The following is a 23,781-nucleotide window of genomic DNA, read 5'->3' on the forward strand; positions in this document are numbered from 1 at the left end:
TCAAACGTCTTGATTCAAACCCCTAGCGAGGGCAACCCAGGCCTCAGCAGCCACCTCTTGGGGACGCTGTTGCAGGCTGATTCCCACCGAGGCAGCCAACGGTTCCAAAACCTGAGGGTCGATTACACCGGCCAGGGTGTTGCGCAACATCTTCCGCCTCGCCTGAAAGGCCTGCTTCAGCAATGCTTCGACGCGACTCGCAAGGTCGATGGGCAGGCGCCTCTCTGGGGGAAATGGCTTGAGCAGGATGACTTCCGACTGCACCTTCGGTGGTGGTTGAAAACACCGGGGCGGCACGGGGCAGACCAAGGAACAATCCGCCAAAAGCTGCATGCGAACACTCAAAGCACTGAAGCTGCTCCGCCCGGGCTTGGCGCGAATCCGTTCGGCCACTTCTTTTTGTAGAAGCAGCACCAGACAGTCATAGGTGGGCTCGACTGGACGATCGAGGCGGCCGATCAGTCGCGCCAGCAATGGACCCGTGATGTTGTACGGAATATTGGCAACAACTTTGTTGGCAAATCCGCCATCGACCAGGTGGAGCGGCGCCTCCAAGACATCGCCCTCGCGAAGGCTGAACCTGCTCTCGGATCCAAAACGATCGTGCAAACCCCGCACCAAGTCGCGGTCCAATTCGATCGCATGGATTTGGGCCGCCGGTGAGGCCAGTAAACGCTCCGTCAAAGCACCACGACCGGGACCGACCTCCAACACGCAGTCGTCTTGCTGCAGACGGGCGGCCTCAACGATCTGATCCAGCACCCGCGCATCACGCAGCCAGTGCTGACCAAAACGCTTACGGGCGGTATGGCCTGAAAAGGACATCTCGGTTTCGGGATTCCCTAACTGGATTGCTTCACTGTGCCCGAAGCCGGGACGAGCCGGTGAACCAACACAACGGCAGCGGTCAACTCAATTGATGAATGGCCAACCAGCGCACGCGTGTTGCGGAGCCGGACAGGTTGACGAGGGCCAACACCACCTGAAGGAGCTGATGACCAGCATCTGGATGGTGGGATCGCCAACAGTTAATCGCCCGCGCCAAGCGTCGTCGCTTATGGCTGTGAAAGGCATCCAAACCGCCTCGGTCATGCCGTTGAGCCGTCCGACCTTTCACCTCCACAACCAACAAGCGTTGATCTTTCTGCAGCACCAGATCCAATTCCCCCCAACGGCAGGACCAGTTCCGATCGAGCAACACCCAGCCCTTGCGTTGCAAAAGCTGGAAAGCGATCTCTTCGGCTCGATCCCCCTGAATCTGTTGCTTGGTCAAACCCTGATGCCCTACACGTCTATCTGAATTCCCAGGACGTCCCATCGCGGCGCGATCCGAGCCAGTCCCATCAAAGTCGCTGTCTTCGGAGTCGCTGTCTTCAGAGTCGCCCTAGGGTTATGTCATCACGGGATGGAATCAATGCGTCGCCGACCGCTGGCTTTGTTAGCTGCATTGCTTCTTCTACTAACGCCTCTCCTTTACGCCGCAGCGCCAGTACGCGCGGCGGTGGATGTTGCGAAGCAAGTGCTGATTGGTGCTGATTACGCCAACAAAGATCTCGTCGGGGCCACCTTCAACCTCAGCAATCTTCGCGAAGCCGATCTCTCCGGCTCCGATCTCCGTGGAGCCAGTTTGTACGGGGCCAAGCTCCAGGATGCCGACCTCAGCGACACCGACCTGCGTGAAGCCACCTTGGATTCAGCGGTCATGACCGGAACCAACCTCAGCAATGCAGTGATGGAAGGTGCCTTTGCTTTCAACACCCGTTTCAAAGATGTTGTGATTACCGGGGCTGACTTCACCGATGTCCCCATGCGCCCTGATCAGCTGAAAAGTCTTTGCAGCGTGGCTGACGGCACTAACCCCGTTACCGGCCGGAGCACCCGCGAAAGCCTTGGCTGCAGCTGAGCGATGAGTTTCGATTCCCGCAGCTTGGATCGCTTGCGTGAACTCGGCAGAAGCTTGCCCAAACGGCTGCCTGAGCCCGAGTCCGCGGTGACGCCCAAGGCCCGTCAAGTGCGCCACAAAGTTGAAACCGAGCAAGATCCCGACGTCCTCTTTCGGGAGTTGATGCAAGTGAGCCCTGATGGTCAAGTGCCTGAGCACTTAATGGCCCGCCTCAAGCAACTCGAAGAGCAGCGCTCTCCGCAAAGGCGTAGCCCTAGCGATGCCGCCAACCTCCCTCCCCTTCCCAAAACACAGACCGGACAAGGCAAAACAACCCGTCCCCAGCGCCCCAATGTTCCCGCCGGCAGCGAAGAAGAAACCCTCTATGTGGCCTTCAGCCAATTGCTGCTCGAGGACGACGAGAGCAGCGATTGAATCCCTCACGCTGTCGGATTTTGGCGGTGGGCAAAGTTCGCCGCGATTGGATTCAAAAGGGAATTGAGTTGTATCTGAAGCGCCTCCCAGGCCTCACCGTGACGGAACTACGGGACAGTTCCCCCGAAAAAGAAGCCGACAGCATTCGTGCCGCCCTACGTCCTGATGAGACCTTGATTGCCCTGATGGAACAAGGGGAGTGCTTGGGATCGATTCCCTTTGCCAGGCGGTTGAAGCAGTTCGAGAACGAACGACTTGTTTTTGTGATTGGTGGTGCCGATGGACTCACCGCTGAGCTCAAGTTGCAGGCGCAATGGCAACTGAGCTTGTCGCCACTGACCTTTCCCCATGAACTGGCTCGACTGATGCTGGTTGAGCAACTGTTTCGTGCCCAGTCCATCGTGCAAGGACGTCCCTACCACCGCGCTTAATGATGAGATCACCCCGGATGGCTCTCTAGGGTTCCGCCATGACTTGCGATGCCCACAGCTCATCCATGCGCCTCGCACTGCTTTCGCCAGTGCACGGGACTTCGATTGAGCACATTGCCCGACAGTTAGACAATTATCGGGTTTTTCTAGCTCCCTTTGAGTTACGCCACTACCTGCATGTCTCATTCGGAAGTAATGAGAATTTTGAAACAGACCTTACAGCTTTCGCTGCTCGGGAAGGTCACGACATCGTCTTTACCAAACGCAGAAGGTTAACTTGGCGTTATTGCACCGCTAATGCTTTATCAGAACTCATCAATACCGCACAATCTCATCCATGCGATCATGATGCTGTCCTGATCCACACTGATGCCGATCTGATCTTCTCAAAAGACATCAAACAATCTATTCTGTCAGGCTTGATTCACTGTGGAGATAAACAGTTCAGAATTCGAACCAAATGGAAATGGATCGAACGTTCTCTCTCAGATCCCAGACTTCAGAGATTCGCAAATTTATATTTTGAAGGCGATTTCAAAAAGCTTAGAAGAGGTCGCATTTGCGGATGCTCAATGCCATGGAACATCTTTGAAAAATTCAGCAAAATCTATCTTTCCGAATTCAATGATACTTACTTCGAATCTACAATTGATACACAATGGCCCTTAACAGAGGTCTCGATTCCTTCCATACTCAAAATCGTTATGGGAGAGGACTACCAATTCATGCCTCCTCTGATTTCAGCACCAAAGAAGAAACATATAACCATTCGGGATATATCAAGCGCTCTCAAAAAAGGTACCAGCTTCGGCCTCAAAAAAATTGCAAGAGACACTAACAGCGAGGCCTTTCAATACCTGATGCAGCTACAGGAACAAGCCGCACAAGAGAACTGAACATGCTGCAAGTAGTAGACAACTTATTACCGCCGATCGCCCTGCAGGAGTTGCGCGACCTCTGCAACATTCATGAGCGCCTCAAACAACAGCATCCCAGCGACGCCTTATTTAGTTGGCGGCCTGATTCCGGCAGGGCACGGTCGTCCCATGCACCGGAGCAACAAGCCGCAATGGACACCTACCTGCACCAACACTTGCGTCCTCTTGTTTCCCCTTGGTGCCCCCAAGCCACCGGCGCGGAATGGTGGTGCAACACCAATAACCACCTCGACTGGCATATCGACAAAGACGAGGTGAGCTACCGCGAGAACGGCCGCTACTCCCTACCCCTTCTTTCCACCGTTTTTTATCCGCACGTGAGTTGCGCAGGTGGTGAGCTTCTTGTGGCCGACAACCCACCCGTCACCCAAGAACAAACCGGGCCACCGCCACATTTCCGCTCCGTCATCTCCGTCCCCCCCGTCCTGAACCGACTGGTGATTTTTTCCCCCGGGATCCTGCACAGAATCAACCCCCTAGAAGGAGAGCGCTACTCAGTGGCCGTCAATCTTTGGAGCCATGAACCCCTCACCACGCAGGAGTCAGCGCCACCGGCTTGAACTTCTCCACAGCCATCGTCCAAGCACGTGACGACATGGCTTGTAGAGCCGCCTTCAACGCTTCTGTATCACCCGTCCTCAGCCAAGCCGCCTTGACCGCCGGCAGATCTTCCGGCAAGCACTCGATCGGCAGCTCCACCAGCAGGAGGCTGTGCAACCCAGCAGCCCGCTGCAGCGCACCCTCATCACTGCGCTGCCACACCCGAAGCAACAGCTCAAGCGCCAACGCGTGGCCAAGCACCTGGGGGACCTCGCCCTCAGGCGCCACCTCCGCCTGCGACCGCCCCGCCAAGGGCAACGCCCGTCGCCCTTGCTGATCAAACAACGCCAATGCAATCAGATACGGGGTATCGGCCACCGCAAACCACACAAGAACCTCCATCCTCACCGGCAAGGGAGTCAAAATAAAAGTACATTTGTACTATTCAGGAATCCGTTGGTCTTGGCCTTGAACTTCCAGCGCATCCCGCGACCGCTACACGCCAGCCGGCCGCAGCAGATCCTCCCTTTGGTGAGCGAGCGCGTTCCAGCCGGGTTCCCGTCCCCGGCCGACGATTACGTGGAGATGGGCATTGACCTCAATGAGCAATTAATCCGCCATCCCGGCAGCACCTTTTTCTTGAAAGTGAGCGGCGAATCGATGACGGAAGCCGGCATCCATGACGGCGACTTGCTGGTCGTCGACCGCAGCCTCGACCCACGGCCCGGACGCGTCGTCGTAGCCGTGCTGGACGGGGCCTTCACGCTGAAACGCTTGGCCCGTCATCACGGGCGTCTCCGACTGGAAGCGGCCCATCCGGACTACCCACCTTTGGAACTCCAACACTGCAGTGATGTGCAGATCTGGGGCATCGCCATTTATGTCATCCATCCCCTCTGAGCGGCATGGCTCAGGTCACCGCCCTCATTGACGGGAACAATTTCTATGCCTCCTGCGAACAGAGCCTGGACCCAGCCCTGATTGGTCGGCCGGTGGTGGTGCTTTCCAATAACGACGGTTGCATCGTGGCTCGAAGTGCCGAAGCGCGGGAACTTGGCATCGCCATGGGGACCCCATATTTCAAAGCCAGGCGCGAGCTAGCCCGCCAAAACGTTGTGGTGCGGAGCTCGAACTATGCGCTCTACGCCGATATGAGCCAACGGATGATGAGCCTGCTGGAAGCCCATTGCGACGACGTTGAGATCTATTCCATCGATGAAGCCTTTGGACGCCTAAGGCGGCCCAACAATGGAGAGCTCATTCCCTGGGCGCGCCAGCTTCGCGCACGGGTACGCCAAAACCTGGGACTCCCCATTGCGATCGGATTGGGCGCGAGCAAAAGTCAAGCCAAACTGGCCAACCGCCTGGCAAAAGCGGTCCCCAATCATGCGGGGGTCTTCGATTTCGGGACTTGCCACAACCCAGATCAATGGCTGGAAACGATTGCGATCGAAGACGTTTGGGGGATCGGCCGGCAATTGGCGGCGTGGTGCCAGCGGAGAGGAATCAGCAACGCACGCCAACTGAGGGATATGCCCCAAGGAGAGCTCAAAGCGAAATGTGGCGTGGTGGGATTACGACTGCAATGGGAACTGCGGGGATATGCCTGCCTGCCCATGGATTTGGCACCCGCAGCCAAACAAGAAACATGCGTGAGCCGTAGCTTCAGCCAACCGGTGACCACCCGCGAAGAGCTGCGCCAGTCGATCGCGACGTATGTGGTGCGCGCAGCCGAAAAATTGCGTAAGCAACAGCAACGCACATCGGCCCTCACGATCTACACCCGCACAAGTCCCTTCAAGCCCAACTTTTACAGCCGTGCTGCCAGTCGCCAATTGGATGTACCCAGCAACGACACCGCCGTTCTGCTCCAAGCGGCGCTGCCCCTGGTCGACCACATCTTTCGTCCGCACCGTCCCCTCGCCAAAGCGGGGGTGTTGATGCAACACCTCCAGGGCATCGACACCCTTCAATCCCACTTGTTGGTACCGATGAGTGCCGAGCAACAAGACAAACGGGAGAGCCTGATGCAAACCATCGACCAACTCAACCGACGCTATGGGCGAGGCTCCGTGCACTGGGCCGCCTGTGGGCTGGAACCTGGATGGGCCATGCGTCGCGACCAATTGAGTCGTGCCGCGACAACCCGTTTGAGGGATATTCCTGTGGTCCGGGCTTAAGCGTGCTGCAACAGCTGGATCGCCTGATCCTGCGTACTCAGAAGAAGCACCATCCGCTCGCCATGGGCGTTTAAGCCGGTTTGCTCACGGACGAGATCGGTGCTCGCCAAAGCCAAACCACAGGTCTCAGTGACGAGTACAGGCAAGGTGCTGCCATGCCCACGCATCCGTTGTAAATCCAACGCCTGAAGGACGGCGCGCTGGGCCCGTTCCATGCCAAGCCGCTCCACAAAAGTTGGCCAGAGATCATTCACCGGCGAAAGCGCAGCGAAGTCGAGCGATGAATCAGCCATTCGCGATCGTGGGGATCACCACAATTGTGCCCAGGCTTGGGGTGTATGCATCCCAGAAAAGAGATTGGAAAAGCAGAAAACCCCACAAAGAAGCGGTTGAAATCCTCCTGGAGGACAACATTTAGAAGCGCCGCAATCACAACAAGACGAACAAATTAGTTCTTAGAGATCAGACAAGGCGTCAACAATCATTTGAGCCTGAACAGGAATGGTTTCTAAAGCGTCTTTGTTATCGAGATATGCATCAAACGAGGCAAAGCGTTCCACATGGGGCAGGGCACCGTCAGCAGCACAAGCCGCAACCCAATCACCATCGTCGGGCTTCACCGCAACAAACGATTGGAGTGCTTCCTCAAGGTCGCCACCATCACCAATCCCTTCACCATGCCAAATCGCTTCAAAAAATTCAGACATCGTCAAGACACAAAACAACCATTTCTGAGAGCACTAATAGCTAATGCAAGTATATTTTACAGGAGGAAAAGAAAGAGAACAATAAACAAGGTTCCCATAAGAATAAATCTATCTTTGCTATCATTCAGATCATTCATTTAAGCATTCTATATAGATGATGTCATCGTAGTTCACAAAGTCTCCAGCCGTGAGCAAACTTGAACCATCAATTATTCAATAGACGCGATCGCAGAGGGCCAGCAAAAAGACCGTGTGCACAGAGATAAAGATTGTTCCTGAAGAATGGTGGGTTGTGGGTTGGGCTATTCCAAGCACGACTGGCCCAGCGTCGGGATCAGCGAGCCAAGGATGAAATGGCATTGCATCTCTATGATGTTGAAGTGAAAGGGAGACCAATCAGGCGTGGTTGCTTGCTTTGGTGGGTGGGGTCACGCCTACTGCCTCTTTCACACACATTTGACTGATGCAAACACGACATAGTCCAGGCAAAGGATGACAGCCATTCTGATTTTTGATTGAGTGATGGCGAGTCGGGGGTGAATGTTGCTCTCAGTTCACCGACCTCTATCACTCTCTGACCGATCAAACTGAAGACCGCTTCGATCGACCAAAAAAAACGCCCCCGTGTGAAAGGTGGGGCGTCGGGGTACGCCTTTCCAAGCGCCCAATCAATTTCTATCCCTGATAGTCACTACTAGGTGTGCCAGTTTTTACCGAACGCCTTATGGACTGACATCAAGCCAGGACAGCCAAAACACCATCCCATCACTGGTCTTGGCCCCTTAGTTAAAAGCTTGTTTCAGCCACAAAAGCATTCTTTTCGATCCCTAAAACTCAGTTATAGCAATCACATTTCAGGTTAGATCGATCAAATTTGATCAGGCCGGCAGCTGCTCACCCGCGGAGTAGCCCGCACAACGCTGCTCATCCAGATGAGAAATATGCTTACGCTCGGTGTAATAAAGCTCTTGATAACGCAGAGCATCACGATTCAAATCATCGAATAACGCCTGGATTCGCATCTCCATATCCGTCGTGTCGTGGGGTTCTGTGGTCTGCTGAATCTGATCGATCAGCACAGCGATACAAGACTCCAACGTTTGCAGCCGCTGCCCACCCCATGCCTCCAAGAGATGGCGGCAGCGCTTCAAACTTTTCTGACGCTCCAACAGCGCTGCTGTGCCACGCAAGAGCTCCAGCGGCTCGGCTAACGACACCCGTTGGAGCTCTCCCGGTTCCAGCAAGGGTGTGAGACGCGAGACCAAAGCACTGTTTTCCAGCAGGAGTTGATCGGTCAACAAACGGGGTAGATCCAGGTCATCCAAACCATCTCCGGCATCATCACGACGGCTAATCGCCTCCAATCGACCCACCCCCAGATTCGTTTCCTCGAGTTCCGTAATGGCAGCCCAAAGATGGCGATGGTGCTGGATGGCGAAATCCTCCAGCTCCCGCTGACGCAACTCCTGACGAATCACAGCCCGATGGCGAGGGCAGTGCAGGTACAACCGCAGAAGATCGGCTTCGGACCGCTCCCGCTGGCTGATCTCACCGGGCTGCTCATGACGACTGGATCGACCATGCCAACGCTGACCCTTCACTTGTTGACGCAGGTCTTCCTCGAGCTGCAAGGCAAGGCGTCCCTGACCTCCGCTCAGCCGCTCAGCCACCCGCTGGAGGTAATGCGTGCGCACAGCCGACTGAGGCAGTTTCCCCAACAACGCCACCAGCGAACTGACCGCTTGCTGAAATTGATCAGCACGACTCAGATCGCGATCAGCCAGGGCCTGCTCGATCTGCCAGTCGAGCCAGAGCGGTGCCTGATCCAACAGCGCCCGGTAATCGCCAGCGCCGTGGTCTTTGAGGAACTCATCAGGATCCTTACCCGTGGGCAAGTGGAGAACCCGCAGCTCCAATTGGCCCTGAAGCGAGAGTTGCTCCACCTCACCGATCGCTCGATTCGCCGCACGAACCCCAGCACCATCAGCATCGAAATTGAGCACGATGCGCTTGCTGTCGGTAACGCGACACAGCTGGGTGATTTGTTGACTGCTGAGGGCCGTCCCGAGAGACGCCACCGCATTGGTGATTCCGGCAGCGTGAAGGGCGATGACATCGAAATACCCTTCAACAACTACGGCGCGGTCATCCTTTCGGATGGCATTGGATGCCTTATCAAGGCCAAAGAGGTGTTTTCCCTTCTCAAACACCTCTGTTTCTGGGGAGTTGAGATACTTCGGCTCGCTGCCATCGAGGCTGCGACCGCCAAAACCGATCACACGCCCCTGACGGTCGTGAATCGGCACGATGACGCGATGACGAAAACGGTCATAGAACCCATTACCTCCCTTACGAGGAACCACCAATCCAGCAGATTCGAGCAATTCCGGAGCCAGTCCCTCCACCTGCTGCAGATGCTTCAGCAGGCCATCCCATTGATCAGGGGCGTAACCCAGCTCGAACGCGTCCTGAACGGCCGGACTCAGTCCACGTTGTTCGGTGAGGTAGTTGAGCGCCTCCTGACCAGCCGGACTCCGCAACTGACTACGAAACCAGCCAGAGGCGAGGGCCAAAGCGCGTTGGAGCTTGTCGCGACGCGAGAGCTGTTGGCGTAATCGCTCCTGCTGCGGGCCATCAACCGTCTCAATCGGTAGCTGGTAGCGGCGCGCCAGATCCAGCACCACATCGCTGAAGCTCTGACGCTGAAACTCCATCAAAAACTTGATGGAGTTACCCCCGGCCCCGCAGGAGAAGCAGTAGTAGAACTGTTTAGCGGGAGACACCGTCATCGACGGTTTGCTGTCGTCATGGAAAGGGCAGATGCCGACGAACTCGCGTCCCTTTTTCTTCAGAACAACGTGCTCACCAACCACGTCAACGATGTCGGCCCGCTCCTTCACGGCCTCGATCGTTCGTGGATGTAAGCGGGCGTTGACCATCACACCATTCTGCGAAGTCGCAGGACACCGTCTACCCCGCGATTCTGAAACCGATGCCTGACCACCAGACGGCCTCCCCTTGGTGGGCCAGTGAGCAGGCAAAAGGCAGCCGCTCCCTGATTCTCAGTTCGCTTGCCTTCAGTCTGATGACCGTCTGCGTCAAGCAACTGAATGGCCGAATCCCCGTCACTGAAATCGTGCTCGTTCGCGCGATCGTCAGCCTGGCTCTCACCGGGATGGGCTTGCGATTGGCGGGGGTTAAGCCATGGGGCACAGCCAAAGCCCGAGGGCTGCTCTTCGCAAGAGGGATCGCAGGGAGCATTGCGTTGCTGTGCTTTTTTCAGGCCATCGAAAAACTGCCCCTCGCCGCTGCAACGGTGTTGCAATACACCTACCCAACGTTCACCGCCCTCGCCGCCCTGTTTTTGCTCGGCGAATCCCTGCGCAAAAGGATTGTTCTTGCGGTGTTGATGGGCTGGGTTGGCATCACGTTTGTGGTTCAACCGGACTGGTTGACCGGTGACGTTCAAGCGTTGCCGCTGATACCAGCTCTCATCGGCATTTTGGGTGCGCTATTCACAGCCTTGGCTTATGTGAGTGTGCGCCGGTTATCGGCCACCGAACACCCCCTGGTGATCATTTTGTATTTCCCACTCATTTCTGTTCCGATCACCCTCCCCTGGGTAATCGGAACAGGGGTTTGGCCAATGGGAATGGAGTGGATATGGCTTCTGGGCATTGGCGTGTTCACGCAGTTAGGCCAAATCTGGGTGACGGATGGGCTGCGTCGCCTCCCCGCAGCAAGGGCCACATCGATCAACTACATCCAGGTAGTTTTTGCCGCGAGCTGGGGTTGGTTGTGGTTTTCTGAATCGATCAGCCTTTGGCAAATTGGCGGGGGAGGACTCGTTTTAATCGCAACAATGATCAGCCTATCTGCAAAAAATAATCAACCAACTTGAAGGCTTGTATCAAGGGCAATATCGAAGATTGTCCTTTCAGATATTTGTAGACCTCACAACTTGAGAATTGCAGGATGAAGGATCGACGTATCCAGACCAATAAATAAATCAAACAAAAAATGCTTGATCAATCAGATGATCGAGCAATCCGGGTCGATCTCAACCAAAGAGCGAAACACAGCTCGATTCAAAGCAGCCAACATTGAATCGATGGGCGCTACGCCTTGCTCTGACCTAGCGGATACAGCAACCAAGACTGTTGATCCTGGTCTGGTCCATTCGGTCGTGCCAGCCGCCAGCTCTCACCACGCTCACCTCGCTGCAGGTAAACCTCAAACGGACTATCCACCTGCACGCGATCGCCTGGCAGCTGCCAATCAAACCGGCCAGACACCCGAAGCCCCTTCTGCTCCCCAAGATTGAGGGCTTCTTGCTCCTCAACGCGCACACGGCTGACATTGGGGGCCAGCGAAATTGACGGAAGATTCAAAGATTTTGAAATTGCCGTTTGGGTGAGTTGAATCTGTAAGGAGAGCGCTTCATTCAATAAAGCCCTGGGGGGCTGAGATCCGCTGCAAGCCGTCAACGTCAAAAGCAGCACAAGCACGCACAGCCCATGGGCGAAGAAGCGCCAAAGGCCATTGCCAAGATGGGTTCGAGACGGGACAGACGGAGACAGCTGCGGCAACATGACGCGGTTGATTCGTTTCTCCATGATCGGCTGGCTGCAAGGACGGCACATGGAGTGCTGGACCCAGGGGAATCGCAGCGGAGTGCTGCTGGTGTGTGCGGGGGTGGGCTATGAGGTGCAACTCACCTCACGCCATCAAAAACAACTCCAGCCTGACAGTGAACTCACCCTTTGGATCCACCAAGTGCAACGGGAGGATGGCAGCAGTTTATTTGGCTTCCCCTCTCGCCAAGAACGGGACCTGTTTCGCCTTCTGATCGGCGTCAATGGCGTTGGGCCCCAAGCCGGTTTAGCCCTTCTCCATGAATGCAAGCCACAAGAATTGGTCGCAGCGATTAGCGGTGGAGACCTCAAACGGCTTTGCCAAGCCCAGGGCATCGGCAAACGCACGGCCGAGCGTCTCGCCGTCGACCTGCGCACCCCGATCGCGGCATTCGGCGGACTCGAGCCCCAACCATCCCTCGTGGAGGGACTGGCATCCGAGCAAATCCCCGAAGCGGGAGAGGACGTTGAGGCAACGCTGATCAGCCTGGGCTACGACGAACTCGAAATTCGCCGCGCCATACGCGCTATTGCCGATGGAGCCAGTGGTGTGCCGCCCTCAGGCACCGATCAAGACGGTTGGCTACGGAGCTGTCTTCAATGGCTGAGCAGGGAATCCGCTTAATCGGGGACTTCGCGACGAAAAGGGGGCCATCAGTCGGTAGGATGCATTTTTGTAATGACAGGGCCGCCCCCCGCGCATGTCGCTTGATACCACCGAAAAGCAACAGCTGATCAACACCCATCAGACCCACGGCACCGACACCGGCTCCGCTGAGGTTCAGGTGGCCATGTTGAGTGAGCGCATTAATCGCCTCAGCGGCCATCTTCAGAACAACATCCACGACTTCTCATCCCGTCAGGGACTGCTGAAGATGATTGGACGCCGCAAGCGTCTGCTCAACTACATGCGCAGCAAGAGCGAGCAGCGCTACAGCGAGACCATTTCCAAGCTGGGCATCCGCGGCTGATCGGGATTCCTCATGGCTGAGCAACGCAGCCCGCTTCCCTTTGAGCCAAAAGGCTCAGGGAAAGCGGCAAAAGAACCCGCTGGGACGAAGCAAGAAGCCATTCCCCGTTACGTCGCAGACCGCATGGCCCGTCGCGTCGCCGTGTTCACAGGATTGCCGTCCCTTGCGGGTATGGGCGTCTTTGTTGCCAGCTATTTCGTTGTGACACGAGATCTTGCCGAGATACCGCCCGGAGCAACGTTGGTTGGATCAGGTTTTTTCTTTGTTCTTGGTTTGGTTGGCTTGAGCGTGGGGGTTCTAACGGCCAGCTGGGACAAGGAACCTGGAACTCTTCTGGGATTCGAAAATTTCAAGCCAAACGTTCAACGCATGCGTGAATCGATTCGGGCGCAAAAGCAAACAAAGGCAAACTCAAAAGATCAATAAAGCGACGAAATCAGAGGGGGGAAAGTCTCTGCCGAACCGCACAAATCGATTATCGCAAGAACAGTTCAATACACAATTCCAAAAGATTTAATTTTAACTACCCCCAGCAATGGTTAAAAAATACTATTTTTGCAGGGATATTTCGCTTGCAGCAAACTTAGCTCGTAACGTTAGCAATCAGCCCAACACAAGCCGATCACTACAACGCGCTGTAAACGACTGATCATTCAACGCTTGCACAGCAGCGATGGGATCTCGAACACAGAATTGTGCACCAAGCCGCACATAACGGACCGAGTCTCCAAGACAAACCTCAGCCACTACTGGAACTTTCACGCCTAACTCATCGCGCTCAGGACGATGTTGCGTCAAACATTCACGTAATTTGTGTTGGATAGCGATGTCATTGGCCTGATCAGAGGGAAGCTGAACAAGGAGCAATGTGAGGTCATCAATGGCGCGACAGTCGTCAATGATCAACTGAACGCGTTCATCGCGTCGATCGACGCCAGCCCACACGAGCAAGCGAGCTTCTGCCATCAGATGGTCGGCCAATCGGGCATAACTCTTGGGGAACACAACCGCTTCACAGCTACCGGTGAGATCTTCAAGTTGCAAAATGGCCATTCGATCGCCTTTTCGCGTGGTTACTTGACGCAATTCAGTGATCATCGTGATCGCACTAACCTTGGCTTTATCCGGCTGCTCCTCTAAGGAACCCAAGCCAATGGGTGCCAACAAACGCGATGAAGGAGTGAGCTGTTTCAGTGGATGATCTGAAAGATAAAAACCAACAAGATCTTTCTCCAATCTGAGCTTTTCAGAGGGGGGGTAGTCCGGAACTGGCGCCGCCTTCGGAGCCATGCTGAGATCCGTCGGACCATCGTCCTCCGCAGGGGCAGCCATAAGGTCGAAGAGATTTCCCTGGCCACTATCTCGATCCTTTGCTCGAGAGGAGGCCCAATCCAAAAGCAGATCAAGATCTGCCATCAACTGCGCCCGGTTGGCATTCGGATCCATGGCATCCATTGCTCCGCAATGGATTAAGGATTCCAAGCCACGGCGATTCAAGACGCTGGATGGCAGGCGATCACACAGATCTGCCAAGGAGCGGAACGGACCATCATTTTCACGGGATTCGATCAAACGCCGGATCGCACCATCCCCAAGATTTCGAACCGCCGACAAGCCGAACAAAATTCGATCGCCATTGGGAGTGAAGTCGATAAGTGAGGCATTCAAATCTGGAGGCATCACCTCAATCCCCATGGCATTGCAATTGGAGATGTAGCGCTGCACCTTGTCGGCAGCGCCAGCATTCACCGTGAGCAGAGCCGCCATGTAGGCCACTGGGTAGTGGGCCTTGAGGTATGCCGTTTGATAGGTCACCGCGCCATAGGCAGTGGAATGGCTCTTGTTGAAGCAGTACTCAGCAAAGAGAACCATCTGATCAAAGAGTTCATCGGAAACTTTCACATCGACGCCACGCTTCTTCGCACCCTCGACAAATATGCCGCGGTGTTTTTGCATCTCCGATACCTTCTTTTTACCCATCGCCCGACGCAGAAGATCAGCTTGACCTAAGGAATAACCCGCTAGATCCTGCGCGATCCGCATGATCTGTTCCTGATAAACCATGATTCCGTAGGTTTCACTCAGAATCGGCTCAAGGATCTCGTGGGCGAAATCAATCGCCTCGCGGCCATGCTTTCGATTAATAAATTTTGGAATCAAACCGGCATCGAGTGGGCCAGGCCGATAGAGGGCCAAAATCGATGAAATATCCTCAAGGGAGGAGGGCTTCAGATCTCGAACGATCTGACGCATGCCACTCGATTCAAGTTGAAAAATTCCCTCTAAATCACCACGAGCGAGCAACGCAAATGTATCGGCATCCTGGGGCGGAAGCTTGTCGGGGTCGATGCGTGTACCACTACTAACTTCAACAAGTTCCAGAGTCTTGTCGATCATTGTGAGGTTTTTCAGCCCAAGAAAATCCATCTTGAGCAAACCCATCGACTCAACATCTTCCATGAAGTATTGAGTAATGACCTGACCATCGTTGTTGCGCTGGAGGGGCACGAGTTGATCAAGGGGATCAGCAGCAATCACAACACCGGCCGCATGAACACCAAAGGTTTTGTTGGTGCCTTCGATCCGCATGGCCATATCAACCCAGCGTTTCACCACAGGGTCGCCCTGGTATTTCTCACGGAACTCGGGATTGGGTGACTCATCTCCGATCATGGCCTTCAATTTGGCCGGTTTACCCCGCACAACAGGGATCAACTTGGCGAGGCGGTCGGCATCTCCATAGGGAATATCAAGCACGCGGGCCACATCCTTGAGGACGGCCTTGGATGTCATCCGGTTGAACGTGATGATCTGGGCAACTTTGTCGTCCCCGTAGCGTTCAGTGACGTAATCGATGACTTCACAGCGACGCTCGATACAAAAATCGGTGTCGATGTCAGGCATCGACTTCCGTTCTGGATTGAGGAATCGTTCAAACAGCAAGCCATTGCTCACCGGGTCGATGTTGGTGATCCCTAGGGCGTAGGCCACCAAGGAGCCCGCCGCAGACCCCCGACCAGGCCCCACTGGGATGTTCTGCTCTCGCGCAAAACGGATGTAATCCCAAACCACGAGGAAGTAGGTGGGGAAGCCCATCTGTTCCATGATTTCAAGCTCATGGCTCATCCGGTCGGCATAGTTTTCAGCGATTGGATCGTCGGACTTGAGCTCCAGTCGGTCACGCAACCCCTGCAGCGTCACCTCACGGAGATAGGTCACTGCCGTGTGCCCATCGGGAATGGGGAAGCGAGGCATTTGGTACTTACCGAGGATGTCGTAGTCCTCAACTTTCTCCGCCACCTTGGCGGTGTTCGTTATGGCCTTTTGGACAACATCAGGGTCTAGATGATCCGTAAATAAACGGCCCATCTCTTCTTCTGTCTTGATATATTCCGTACCGGTGTAGCGAAGCCGTTTTTCATCGCTAATTAACTTTCCGGTTAGTACGCATAGGAGCGCATCGTGCGCCTCCACATCCTGTTTCGTGAGGTAGTGGGCATCATTTGTCGCCACCAATTGAATATCGAGTTCCTCGGCAATCTTGACGATTTCGGAATTGACAATTCGGTCTTCAGGAGATCCGTGGTCTTGGATTTCTAGATAAAAATCTTCTCCGAAAACGTCTTGATACCAGCGGGCAACATCGCGGGCAACTTCAGGACGACCTCTCAAAATCGCTTGGGGAATCTCTCCTCCGAGACAAGCCGTGGCAATGATGAGGCCTTCGCTGTGACGCTGGAGTAAATCTTTATCGACACATGCCCGGGAAAAGATTCCACGGCCCCGCATGCCACGCAGATGACTAATGCTGGTGAGCTTCACCAGATTGCGATACCCGATGGCATTCTTTGCCAACACAACGAGGTGATATCGCTTCTCTTTTTTCGGCTGAGGATCATCAATCGAACCATTGATGACATACATCTCGTTGCCAATAATTGGCTTTAGGTCGGTTCCCTTACAAAGCTTGAGCAGCTCGATCGCGCCATACATCACACCGTGATCGGTGAGCGCAATAGCGGGCATGCCCAGCTCCTTCGCCCTTTCCACCATCGACGGCAACTGCGAGGCCCCGTCAAGCAGGCTGTAATCGCTGTGGTTGTGGAGGGGAACAAATGCCATGGACCCAGATTAGAGCCCAACGCAAGATCAAGCGTATCGCTGCACTACCAACCACCACATCTGGCGCTTTTTAAGGCACCAATGGTGCCTTCGGGCGTTGGGACAACACATCAGCCGCTTGTTCGTATTGGTGGGCAACCTGGAGCAAACGCGCCTCATCGAGCACATTGCCAATCAACTGCACACCGATGGGCAGCCCCGTTTGACTAAAACCGCAGGGAACACTGATCGCAGGCAAACCAGCCAAATTGACTGGGATCGTTAGGAGATCCGCCAGATACATCGCCAAAGGATCATCTTTGTGGGCCCCAGCCTTGAAGGCGGGAGAGGGCGCCGTAGGGGTGAGCAGCACATCAACCGATTGGAACGCGGCATCAAAATCGCGGCGGATCAACGTGCGCACCTGCTGGGCTTTCTTGTAGTACGCATCGACATATCCAGCGGACAGGGCATAGGTACCGATCAAGATCCGCCGTTGGACCTCTTCACCAAAGCCTTCAGCCCGACTGCTCGACGTCATCGTTGCCAAACTCTCCGCATCCGCAGCCCGGAAGCCGTACTTCACGCCGTCGTAACGAGCCAAATTGGCCGATGCCTCTGAAGGAGCGATCACGTAATACGTGGCGATGCCGTCGTTAAACCGAGGGCAACTCACCTCAACCAATTCAGCGCCAAGGGCCTCAAGCTGCGCGGCTGCGGCCCGCACAGATGCGTTGACTTCGCCATCCAGCCCCTTGGCGTCAAAGCATTCCTTGATCACCCCTACCTTCAGCCCCTTGATCGACTGGTTCAGACCGGCTGAATAGTCGGGAACCTCAACGTTCAGACAGGTTGAATCGCGCGGATCGGGCCCAGCAATCACCTGTAACAGCTCAGCCGCATCGGCCACGGAGGTTGCAAAAGGACCCACTTGATCGAGGGAGCTCGCAAACGCCACCAGGCCCCAACGACTCACCCGGCCATAGGTGGGTTTCAAGCCAACAACACCGCAGAAGGACGCTGGCTGACGGATCGATCCGCCGGTATCAGAACCCAGCGATGCAATACAACTGCCGGAGGCAACCGCCGCCGCACTGCCACCAGAGCTACCGCCTGGGACGTGGTCGAGATTCCAAGGGTTGTGCGTTGCACCAAACGCCGAGGTTTCAGTCGAGCCACCCATCGCGAATTCATCGAGGTTGGTTTTACCAACCAGAACCCCTCCGGCCTGCCACAGACGCTCCGTAGCGGTGGACTCATAGGGCGGAACGAAATGTTCAAGCATTCGGCTTGAACAGGTGGTTCGCACACCTCGCGTGCAGAGGTTGTCCTTGATCGCCAGCGGCAAGCCGGCTAGTGGACCCAGCGATTCACCGGCAGCACGGGCAGCATCGATGCGATCCGCATCGGCCCGAGCTCGCTCAACCGTGATCTCGTTGTAAACACTGAGGGACGGTTCAGCAGTTTCCAGCCTTTCGATGTGCTGATCAACAAGCTCACGGGATGAAATATCACCGTTCTGCAGTTGCTGACGCCACGCGCTGATCGTCATGGTCTTGCGATCCATTGCAGGGCCGACGCTATCAGCCGTCTGTCACCCCTCACTGGTGATGGTTAAGGGTTCACCCCTTCGCGTGCGCAGCAACGAATGGCTGATGGACTGGGGATGCTCGGAATTGATGTCGTCCAAGAAGGTGGATAACTGTGACTCCAAGCCTGATTTGGTGATGAATGGACCGAACCAGTAGGTGACATCTGGCCCAGATGTTTGGATCCGTGCCCACCAAGCAACACCGAGGCCATTGGCGAGGCTTCGCAGTGGCCGGATCAGTGGGCTCATTGGGGCAAAGGTGAGTAAGGCCATTTTGACCTGTGAAGAGGCCAATGAGCTCATCAGTTATGGGGAAAGCTTGATGCTCTGATCGAACTGAAGGTCTGGTTCAGGTTTAGAGCCAGATAATTCAAGCTCAATCGTGGGTGCAGGGGGGCTGGAATCCGCTTGAGGAGACTCCGTTTTCATCAAATCTGACTGGTCAGAACCCGGCGAATCAGACAGCTGTTGATGGAGCGATGCGTTGTCTTCGCTTGCGTGGTCAGATGCTGATACTTCCGTGTTCGATGAATCAGTGTTCGACGGATCAGTGTTCGACGTTTCACCCACAGGCGGTTCAGACAGAGGAGGGGCTGGGGGAGACACCTCTTGCGTTTTCATCTGGGGACGCACAATCGGCGGTGATGGAGCCTGACCATGAATGTCTTTCATCCAGTTGCGGCGAGCCACCTCGTAGACACACAGTGCGGTTGCCACTGAGGCATTCAGGCTGGGGGTGATGCCACGCAGGGGAATTCGCACCAATTGGTCGCAGTGGCGCCGCGTCAGCAACGACAGACCCTGGTCTTCCGAACCCGTCACCAACACGAGCGGACCCTCTAGATCCACATCCATAAGCGTGACGTCGCCCTCGGCGGCGAGGCCGATCACCCTGTAGCCCGAATCCTTGAGCTTCTCGAGGGAGCGATTGAGATTGACGACACGCGCAACAGGTAGGTGCTCCATCGCACCCGCAGCCACTTTGGCGGCAGAGCCCGTTAAGCCTGCACTCCGACGTTGTGGCAAAACAAGACCATGGGCCCCCATCGCCTCGGCAGACCGGACGACGGCACCAAGGTTGTGGGGGTCCGTAATCCCATCGAGGGCAAGCAATAAGGGGGGCTCACCAAGCTCGGAGCAACCCTCGATGAGGGCACTGAGATCCAAGGTGTCTGCAGCGGCGGTCTGGAGCGCAATGCCCTGGTGAACAGAGCCACCTGTGACTTGCGCAAGACGTGCCCAGGTGACCTCTTCCACCAGGACACCCGAGGTTTTGGCTTCACGAAGCAATTGAAGAAATTTCGGAGCACTGCGCATCTCTGGCGTGCACCAGATCCTGTGGATCGGGCGGCCTGATTCCAGGGCGGCCTGGGAAGCGTGGCGCCCCCAAATCAAATCATCTGCGGGCGGCGTCGAGGCTTCAGCCTCGGGCTGCAAATTGGGACGCTGGGAGCGGGGACCCGAGTCGCCAAAGCGGGGCCTTGGGGACGACTGGCGACGCTCATCACCGGAACGGTATCGATCTGGTGATCGTTCAGAGCGATCTCGGAAGCGTCCTTGGGCCGGGCGATCCGAACGGAACCGATTTGGAGCTGAAGAACGCGTGCCCTGGTCATCACGGCGCTCATAGGAACGCTTGCCATCGTCATCAGGGCGTCCTGAAAAGCGCGGAGCACGATCATCGCGACGGTCATCGCGGCGGTCATCTCTGCGGTCATCGCGGCGTGCATAGGGACGCGATCCCTCCTGCCCTCTCTGGCCATAGGAACGCGATGCAGAGCCATCCCGGCGTCCATAAGGACGGTCGCCTGATGGACCGTTACTAGAGGGTCGCTCTCTCGGGAAACGATTGCTGGGCGAACGGTTACTGGAGAAGCGATCCTTCGAAAACCGATCACCCGATGAGCGGTTTGCTGAGTAGCGATCAGTTGAAGAGCGGTCACTCGATGCGCGGTCGCTGAAGGACCGATCAGAGGAGCCGCGATCGCGAGAAAAACGGTCGTTCGTAAACCGCTCATTCGATGAACGGCTGGCGGATGGTCGATTCCCGTATGGGCGATCACCGCTCGGGCGCTCCCTCGACGGTCGGCGATCGTCATATCCCCGCGGCGATCTGCTGTCGGAATCCCGGTTGGAATAACCAGATGACGGCGGGCGTCCTCCTGACGAAGGCGGGCGTCCTCCAGACGAGCGACCACCGTTAGCCCCTCCCTGGCGACCATCGCGGGAGGGGCCGCCGGAACGACGTTCAAAGCGAGGGCTCATGGAGTTGGGGGCGGGGTTATCGAATTGGATCCGGCCATCTCCAGTTGATCGAGGAGCTCAGCCAGCCGGACTGGATTGTTCAGAAACAGCCAGCCCACCATTGTCTCAAACCCTGTGGCCCTTGCATACACAGCCGCATCAGCTCGCCGAGGACCGCGCCCGGCACTGTTGCGACCCCGTCGGACCAGATCGAGCTCCTCCGCGTGGAGCAAACCTTGCTGTTCAAGCCACGCCAAAAGGTTCGACTGCGCATCAGCACGAACCTCTGCCACGACAGCCTTATGCAGCGCATCGGATCGTCCTGGACGTGCCCCCAGACGAAGACGCTGGTGAAGCTCCCAAACCGCATCACCGATCCAAGCCAACTGAAGCGGCCCCAACTTGTCGGCACCACCACGGCCAACCTGGGCTCGAATCCAATCGTTCAAGCCGACAAGTTACTGAGAGCTGTCGGCACGTCATTCACCAGGTGTAAAAACTCCTCGAGTCGCACCAATTTGATGGTTTGCGCTACCCGCGTATTGCCCACAAGCTGAAAGGCCCGCTTGGCATCGGTGCACTGCTTTGCAAGCTGAACAAGGGCACCCAAGCCAGACGAATCGACAAAGTCGATCTTGCTCAGATCGAACAACGCCGGAAGTTTGTTGGCTTTCAACACATCGGATGCGTATTCGGAAAACTGTTTTTCGGAATACGCATCAAGTTGCCCAGTGAAATGAAACACCAGACATCGATCCTTTTGTTCAAACCCGCCTCGCAGTGAAACGGTGAGTCGTTGAAGCTCGCTGATGGGTTCAGGCCCCTCGGGCATTCGGCACGAATTGTAGGGATGGTTTCAGTGATCAACCACCCACCGTGCGCCGTTCAGTCATCAAGGCCACGAAACGGGAAAAGTGATGGTCCGCATCGTGGGGACCAGGACTTGCCTCTGGGTGGTACTGAACACCAAAGATGGGTTTCTCACGGTGGGCGATGGCCGCAACGGTTCGATCGTTGAGATTGAAATGGGTGACCTCGATCTGATCTGATGCAAGGGAATTCGCGTCCAAAGCGAATCCGTGGTTTTGGCTTGTGATCTCCACCTGTCCAGTGGTCCCGCAGGGATGATTCAAGCCGCGATGGCCATAGGCGAGCTTGAAGGTGGACCCCCCCAAGGCCAAACCAAGAATCTGGTGCCCAAGGCAGATTCCAAACAGCGGAAGATTTTGTTCCTGAAGAAGATCCTTGGCCAATGCAATGCCCTGGGTTACAGCGGCCGGATCACCAGGACCATTGGAGAGAAAAACACCATCAGGCTGATGGGAGCGAACCGTGGTGAGATCGCTATCCACCGGCAGAACCGTGACCTCACAACCATGGGCCACAAGACGATCCAAAATGGCGCGCTTGATTCCAAAGTCGATCGCCACCACGTGGAACGGTCGACTGGGGTTGTTGTGTAGGCGCTGATCAAAGTCGACGCGACAAGCATTGGTCCAGCGATAGGACTCTTTCGTCGAAACACGACTTGCCAGATTCAATCCCTCCATCGAAGGAGCGGTCCGCAGCTCTTCGAGCAGAGCAGCCGGACTGCGGCCATCACTACAAATCACACCGTTCATCGCACCGCAATCACGGAGATGGCGAACGAGGGCGCGCGTATCGACGCCGCAAATGCCCACCAATTGATGGGCATCCATCCAAGATTCAAGGGAATCCTGGCTGCGCCAATTGCTGAATTTGGGTGCCAACTGCCGAGCGATGACCCCACGAGCATGGGGAGAGTCAGCCTCCTGATCATCGGCATTCACACCGGTATTCCCAAGCTCGGGATAGGTGAAAGTCACTAACTGACCTTCATAGGAGGGATCGGTCAAGACCTCCTGATAGCCAGTCATCCCTGTATTAAAAACAACCTCTCCAACCGCTGTACCGCGGTGTCCAAAACCCACACCGCTCAGGACAGTGCCATCGGCGAGTACGAGGTGCGCTTCGCCGGATGGGGAATCAGGCATTTGGACCGCAGACAAACTCATCTGCCATTCATTGTCCATTTCCATGGGACAAGGCCCGTTGCAGGTCCTGAAGTTTTTGCCAAGGCAGACCGTCGCGGAGTGTGTCTGACGCCCGTCGAGCGGCTGCTTTCAGATCGAGTTCCACACCAGCCACCCAGAGAACCAAGGCCGTGTTGAAAGCCACAACATCAATCTGGGCAGGAGTTGCCTCACCCTTTAAGACGTTTTCAAGAATCCGCTGGTTGTCTGCCAAATCGCCACCCCGTAATGCCTCGAGCGGTGCAGCAGCCAGCCCTAAGTCGTCTGGAGAGACAAAGCGTGTCGCAATCGGTTTTCCTGCTTCGACCATGCGTAATTCGTTCGCTCCTGCCAGGGAGGCTTCGTCCAAACCGCCAGCGCCATGCACGACTACGGCGCGGTCTAACCCCAGTTGGTCGAGGGCTCCAGCCATCGGATCGAGCAAATCAGCTCGGGCTACCCCAAGCACCTGGGCCTGAGGTTGAAGAGGATTCACCAGAGGGCCCAGCAGGTTGAACACAGTGCGAACGCCAAGACTGCGACGCAAGGGAGCCAGGTTCACCAGAGCTGGATGCCATGCCGGAGCAAATAAAAAGGTGACTCCCGTTGTGGAGATGGCCTCCACAACGGAGGCAAGCGGGGCTTTGAGGTTGAGGCCTAAGCCTTCCAACACATCTGCAGAGCCCACCTTGCCGCTCGCACTGCGATTGCCATGTTTGGCCACATTCACCCCGAGGGCGGCAGCGGTGAAAGCCACGGCTGTGGAAATGTTGAAGGTGTCAGCCCCGTCTCCTCCCGTGCCACAGGTATCCACCATTGCCAAATTTGGGCGATCACAGGGCAGCGGACAAGCCCCACGCAGCACTGAGGCCATCGCGGCCAGTTCATCAGCCACCATCCCTTTGGCACGCAACCCGGCAAGGAAGGCACCCGTTTGAACAGGAGACAACTCCTCCGCCAGCCACGCTTGCATCAAAGACGATGCTTCAGAGGCCGAAAGATCCTGCCCCTGCAATAGCTGCTCGAGACGTTGGGGCCAAGAAATCGTGGAGGGCACTGCAGCCATGACAGCCAGAAAAAAACCCGGGTGCGAT

Annotated in this window: 26 protein-coding genes; 11 read left to right on the forward strand and 15 right to left on the reverse strand. The window is 55.9% G+C overall.

What is annotated here, in order from left to right; all coding sequences use genetic code 11:
- Both rsmA and SYNCC9902_RS06435 read right to left on the reverse strand, forming a co-directional pair.
- Positions 1–825 (reverse strand): 16S rRNA (adenine(1518)-N(6)/adenine(1519)-N(6))-dimethyltransferase RsmA, encoded by an 825-nt coding sequence (gene rsmA, locus SYNCC9902_RS06430; protein ID WP_011360072.1) that lies wholly within the window; start codon positions 823–825, stop codon positions 1–3.
- A gap of 82 nt (positions 826–907) precedes the next feature.
- Positions 908–1,318 (reverse strand): YraN family protein, encoded by a 411-nt coding sequence (locus SYNCC9902_RS06435; RefSeq protein ID WP_369776089.1) that lies wholly within the window; start codon positions 1,316–1,318, stop codon positions 908–910.
- Between the two features lie 96 nt (positions 1,319–1,414).
- On the opposite strand from SYNCC9902_RS06435, the gene SYNCC9902_RS06440 reads away from it, so the two are divergent.
- The 5 genes from SYNCC9902_RS06440 (at position 1,415) to SYNCC9902_RS06460 (ending at position 4,246) form a co-directional block, all read left to right on the forward strand.
- Positions 1,415–1,903: a pentapeptide repeat-containing protein gene (locus SYNCC9902_RS06440; protein ID WP_011360074.1), complete on the forward strand. Its 489-nt coding sequence runs from the start codon at positions 1,415–1,417 to the stop codon at positions 1,901–1,903.
- A gap of 3 nt (positions 1,904–1,906) precedes the next feature.
- The gene (locus SYNCC9902_RS06445) at positions 1,907–2,317 is read left to right on the forward strand and encodes a hypothetical protein (RefSeq protein ID WP_011360075.1); all 411 of its coding nucleotides are present in this window, start codon (positions 1,907–1,909) and stop codon (positions 2,315–2,317) included.
- Positions 2,314–2,748, forward strand: a complete 435-nt coding sequence (locus SYNCC9902_RS06450; protein WP_011360076.1) for a 23S rRNA (pseudouridine(1915)-N(3))-methyltransferase RlmH — start codon at positions 2,314–2,316, stop codon at positions 2,746–2,748. Before SYNCC9902_RS06445 ends, SYNCC9902_RS06450 begins: the two co-directional genes overlap by 4 nt.
- Before the next feature lie 65 nt (positions 2,749–2,813).
- Positions 2,814–3,644, forward strand: coding sequence for a hypothetical protein (locus tag SYNCC9902_RS06455; protein ID WP_156771091.1), 831 nt, complete (start codon positions 2,814–2,816; stop codon positions 3,642–3,644).
- 2 nt (positions 3,645–3,646) lie between these two features.
- Positions 3,647–4,246 carry a 2OG-Fe(II) oxygenase gene (locus tag SYNCC9902_RS06460; protein ID WP_011360078.1) on the forward strand — a complete coding sequence of 200 codons (600 nt, stop codon included), beginning with the start codon at positions 3,647–3,649 and terminating at the stop codon, positions 4,244–4,246.
- On the opposite strand, the gene SYNCC9902_RS06465 is transcribed toward SYNCC9902_RS06460, so the two are convergent.
- Positions 4,215–4,628, reverse strand: a complete 414-nt coding sequence (locus SYNCC9902_RS06465; protein WP_011360079.1) for a hypothetical protein — start codon at positions 4,626–4,628, stop codon at positions 4,215–4,217. The genes SYNCC9902_RS06460 and SYNCC9902_RS06465 overlap by 32 nt on opposite strands.
- 54 nt (positions 4,629–4,682) lie before the next feature.
- Here SYNCC9902_RS06465 and SYNCC9902_RS06470 point away from each other — a divergent pair, with 54 nt between their 5' ends.
- Positions 4,683–5,126, forward strand: coding sequence for a LexA family protein (locus SYNCC9902_RS06470; RefSeq protein WP_011360080.1), 444 nt, complete (start codon positions 4,683–4,685; stop codon positions 5,124–5,126).
- 5 nt (positions 5,127–5,131) lie between these two features.
- Positions 5,132–6,406 carry a Y-family DNA polymerase gene (locus tag SYNCC9902_RS06475; RefSeq protein WP_011360081.1) on the forward strand — a complete coding sequence of 425 codons (1,275 nt, stop codon included), beginning with the start codon at positions 5,132–5,134 and terminating at the stop codon, positions 6,404–6,406.
- On the opposite strand, the gene SYNCC9902_RS06480 is transcribed toward SYNCC9902_RS06475, so the two are convergent.
- The 3 genes from SYNCC9902_RS06480 to dnaG form a co-directional block, all read right to left on the reverse strand.
- The gene (locus SYNCC9902_RS06480) at positions 6,403–6,699 is read right to left on the reverse strand and encodes a hypothetical protein (protein WP_011360082.1); all 297 of its coding nucleotides are present in this window, start codon (positions 6,697–6,699) and stop codon (positions 6,403–6,405) included. The genes SYNCC9902_RS06475 and SYNCC9902_RS06480 overlap by 4 nt on opposite strands.
- Positions 6,700–6,861: 162 nt before the next feature.
- A complete protein-coding gene (locus tag SYNCC9902_RS06485; protein WP_011360083.1) occupies positions 6,862–7,113 on the reverse strand; it encodes a hypothetical protein in 252 nt (83 codons plus the stop codon).
- A gap of 878 nt (positions 7,114–7,991) precedes the next feature.
- Positions 7,992–10,052 carry a DNA primase gene (gene dnaG, locus SYNCC9902_RS06490; protein WP_011360084.1) on the reverse strand — a complete coding sequence of 687 codons (2,061 nt, stop codon included), beginning with the start codon at positions 10,050–10,052 and terminating at the stop codon, positions 7,992–7,994.
- Positions 10,053–10,105: 53 nt separating this feature from the next.
- On the opposite strand from dnaG, the gene SYNCC9902_RS06495 reads away from it, so the two are divergent.
- Entirely contained in the window at positions 10,106–11,014 is a 909-nt protein-coding gene (locus SYNCC9902_RS06495; protein ID WP_011360085.1) for a DMT family transporter, read from the forward strand.
- 217 nt (positions 11,015–11,231) lie between these two features.
- On the opposite strand, the gene SYNCC9902_RS06500 is transcribed toward SYNCC9902_RS06495, so the two are convergent.
- Entirely contained in the window at positions 11,232–11,756 is a 525-nt protein-coding gene (locus SYNCC9902_RS06500; RefSeq protein WP_011360086.1) for a hypothetical protein, read from the reverse strand.
- Here SYNCC9902_RS06500 and ruvA point away from each other — a divergent pair.
- The 3 genes from ruvA to SYNCC9902_RS06515 all read left to right on the forward strand — a co-directional run bounded on the left by ruvA (position 11,728) and on the right by SYNCC9902_RS06515 (position 13,144).
- A complete protein-coding gene (gene ruvA / locus SYNCC9902_RS06505) occupies positions 11,728–12,372 on the forward strand; it encodes a Holliday junction branch migration protein RuvA (RefSeq protein ID WP_011360087.1) in 645 nt (214 codons plus the stop codon). The two genes, SYNCC9902_RS06500 and ruvA, sit on opposite strands and share 29 nt — an antisense overlap.
- Positions 12,373–12,448: 76 nt before the next feature.
- Positions 12,449–12,718 (forward strand): 30S ribosomal protein S15, encoded by a 270-nt coding sequence (rpsO, locus tag SYNCC9902_RS06510; RefSeq protein ID WP_011360088.1) that lies wholly within the window; start codon positions 12,449–12,451, stop codon positions 12,716–12,718.
- 12 nt (positions 12,719–12,730) lie between these two features.
- Positions 12,731–13,144: a PAM68 family protein gene (locus SYNCC9902_RS06515; protein WP_011360089.1), complete on the forward strand. Its 414-nt coding sequence runs from the start codon at positions 12,731–12,733 to the stop codon at positions 13,142–13,144.
- 177 nt (positions 13,145–13,321) lie between these two features.
- On the opposite strand, the gene SYNCC9902_RS06520 is transcribed toward SYNCC9902_RS06515, so the two are convergent.
- The 8 genes from SYNCC9902_RS06520 to trpD form a co-directional block, all read right to left on the reverse strand.
- Entirely contained in the window at positions 13,322–16,840 is a 3,519-nt protein-coding gene (locus tag SYNCC9902_RS06520; protein WP_011360090.1) for a DNA polymerase III subunit alpha, read from the reverse strand.
- A 70-nt stretch (positions 16,841–16,910) separates the two neighbouring features.
- The gene (gatA, locus tag SYNCC9902_RS06525; protein ID WP_011360091.1) at positions 16,911–18,386 is read right to left on the reverse strand and encodes an Asp-tRNA(Asn)/Glu-tRNA(Gln) amidotransferase subunit GatA; all 1,476 of its coding nucleotides are present in this window, start codon (positions 18,384–18,386) and stop codon (positions 16,911–16,913) included.
- A 27-nt stretch (positions 18,387–18,413) separates the two neighbouring features.
- Positions 18,414–18,659 (reverse strand): DUF1816 domain-containing protein, encoded by a 246-nt coding sequence (locus SYNCC9902_RS06530; protein ID WP_041425422.1) that lies wholly within the window; start codon positions 18,657–18,659, stop codon positions 18,414–18,416.
- Between the two features lie 57 nt (positions 18,660–18,716).
- The gene (rlmB, locus tag SYNCC9902_RS12895) at positions 18,717–20,675 is read right to left on the reverse strand and encodes a 23S rRNA (guanosine(2251)-2'-O)-methyltransferase RlmB (RefSeq protein ID WP_011360093.1); all 1,959 of its coding nucleotides are present in this window, start codon (positions 20,673–20,675) and stop codon (positions 18,717–18,719) included.
- A complete protein-coding gene (locus SYNCC9902_RS06545) occupies positions 20,672–21,103 on the reverse strand; it encodes a Mini-ribonuclease 3 (RefSeq protein WP_011360094.1) in 432 nt (143 codons plus the stop codon). The genes rlmB and SYNCC9902_RS06545 overlap by 4 nt, the downstream gene beginning before the upstream one ends.
- On the reverse strand, positions 21,100–21,486 hold the full coding sequence (locus tag SYNCC9902_RS06550) for an STAS domain-containing protein (protein ID WP_011360095.1): 387 nt from the start codon (positions 21,484–21,486) through the stop codon (positions 21,100–21,102). Before SYNCC9902_RS06550 ends, SYNCC9902_RS06545 begins: the two co-directional genes overlap by 4 nt.
- A 31-nt stretch (positions 21,487–21,517) precedes the next feature.
- A complete protein-coding gene (gene carA, locus SYNCC9902_RS06555; RefSeq protein WP_041425426.1) occupies positions 21,518–22,669 on the reverse strand; it encodes a glutamine-hydrolyzing carbamoyl-phosphate synthase small subunit in 1,152 nt (383 codons plus the stop codon).
- A 28-nt stretch (positions 22,670–22,697) separates the two neighbouring features.
- Positions 22,698–23,753, reverse strand: coding sequence for an anthranilate phosphoribosyltransferase (trpD, locus tag SYNCC9902_RS06560; RefSeq protein ID WP_011360097.1), 1,056 nt, complete (start codon positions 23,751–23,753; stop codon positions 22,698–22,700).
- Positions 23,754–23,781: the final 28 nt, after the last annotated feature.

Source organism: Synechococcus sp. CC9902 (genome assembly GCF_000012505.1).
Classification (GTDB): Bacteria; Cyanobacteriota; Cyanobacteriia; order PCC-6307; family Cyanobiaceae; genus Parasynechococcus.

Bases quoted from the DNA above. Each gene is read 5' to 3' on its own strand.
- rsmA (WP_011360072.1), bottom strand. From the start codon at position 825: ATGTCCTTTTCAGGCCATACCGCCCGTAAGCGTTTTGGTCAGCACTGG.
- SYNCC9902_RS06435 (WP_369776089.1), bottom strand. From the start codon at position 1,318: ATGGGACGTCCTGGGAATTCAGATAGACGTGTAGGGCATCAGGGTTTG.
- SYNCC9902_RS06440 (WP_011360074.1), top strand. From the start codon at position 1,415: ATGCGTCGCCGACCGCTGGCTTTGTTAGCTGCATTGCTTCTTCTACTA.
- SYNCC9902_RS06445 (WP_011360075.1), top strand. From the start codon at position 1,907: ATGAGTTTCGATTCCCGCAGCTTGGATCGCTTGCGTGAACTCGGCAGA.
- SYNCC9902_RS06455 (WP_156771091.1), top strand. From the start codon at position 2,814: ATGCGCCTCGCACTGCTTTCGCCAGTGCACGGGACTTCGATTGAGCAC.
- SYNCC9902_RS06460 (WP_011360078.1), top strand. From the start codon at position 3,647: ATGCTGCAAGTAGTAGACAACTTATTACCGCCGATCGCCCTGCAGGAG.
- SYNCC9902_RS06465 (WP_011360079.1), bottom strand. From the start codon at position 4,628: ATGGAGGTTCTTGTGTGGTTTGCGGTGGCCGATACCCCGTATCTGATT.
- SYNCC9902_RS06475 (WP_011360081.1), top strand. From the start codon at position 5,132: ATGGCTCAGGTCACCGCCCTCATTGACGGGAACAATTTCTATGCCTCC.
- SYNCC9902_RS06480 (WP_011360082.1), bottom strand. From the start codon at position 6,699: ATGGCTGATTCATCGCTCGACTTCGCTGCGCTTTCGCCGGTGAATGAT.
- SYNCC9902_RS06485 (WP_011360083.1), bottom strand. From the start codon at position 7,113: ATGTCTGAATTTTTTGAAGCGATTTGGCATGGTGAAGGGATTGGTGAT.
- dnaG (WP_011360084.1), bottom strand. From the start codon at position 10,052: ATGGTCAACGCCCGCTTACATCCACGAACGATCGAGGCCGTGAAGGAG.
- SYNCC9902_RS06495 (WP_011360085.1), top strand. From the start codon at position 10,106: ATGCCTGACCACCAGACGGCCTCCCCTTGGTGGGCCAGTGAGCAGGCA.
- ruvA (WP_011360087.1), top strand. From the start codon at position 11,728: ATGATCGGCTGGCTGCAAGGACGGCACATGGAGTGCTGGACCCAGGGG.
- SYNCC9902_RS06500 (WP_011360086.1), bottom strand. From the start codon at position 11,756: ATGTGCCGTCCTTGCAGCCAGCCGATCATGGAGAAACGAATCAACCGC.
- rpsO (WP_011360088.1), top strand. From the start codon at position 12,449: ATGTCGCTTGATACCACCGAAAAGCAACAGCTGATCAACACCCATCAG.
- SYNCC9902_RS06515 (WP_011360089.1), top strand. From the start codon at position 12,731: ATGGCTGAGCAACGCAGCCCGCTTCCCTTTGAGCCAAAAGGCTCAGGG.
- SYNCC9902_RS06520 (WP_011360090.1), bottom strand. From the start codon at position 16,840: ATGGCATTTGTTCCCCTCCACAACCACAGCGATTACAGCCTGCTTGAC.
- gatA (WP_011360091.1), bottom strand. From the start codon at position 18,386: ATGGATCGCAAGACCATGACGATCAGCGCGTGGCGTCAGCAACTGCAG.
- SYNCC9902_RS06530 (WP_041425422.1), bottom strand. From the start codon at position 18,659: ATGAGCCCACTGATCCGGCCACTGCGAAGCCTCGCCAATGGCCTCGGT.
- rlmB (WP_011360093.1), bottom strand. From the start codon at position 20,675: ATGAGCCCTCGCTTTGAACGTCGTTCCGGCGGCCCCTCCCGCGATGGT.
- SYNCC9902_RS06550 (WP_011360095.1), bottom strand. From the start codon at position 21,486: ATGCCCGAGGGGCCTGAACCCATCAGCGAGCTTCAACGACTCACCGTT.
- carA (WP_041425426.1), bottom strand. From the start codon at position 22,669: ATGCCTGATTCCCCATCCGGCGAAGCGCACCTCGTACTCGCCGATGGC.
- trpD (WP_011360097.1), bottom strand. From the start codon at position 23,753: ATGGCTGCAGTGCCCTCCACGATTTCTTGGCCCCAACGTCTCGAGCAG.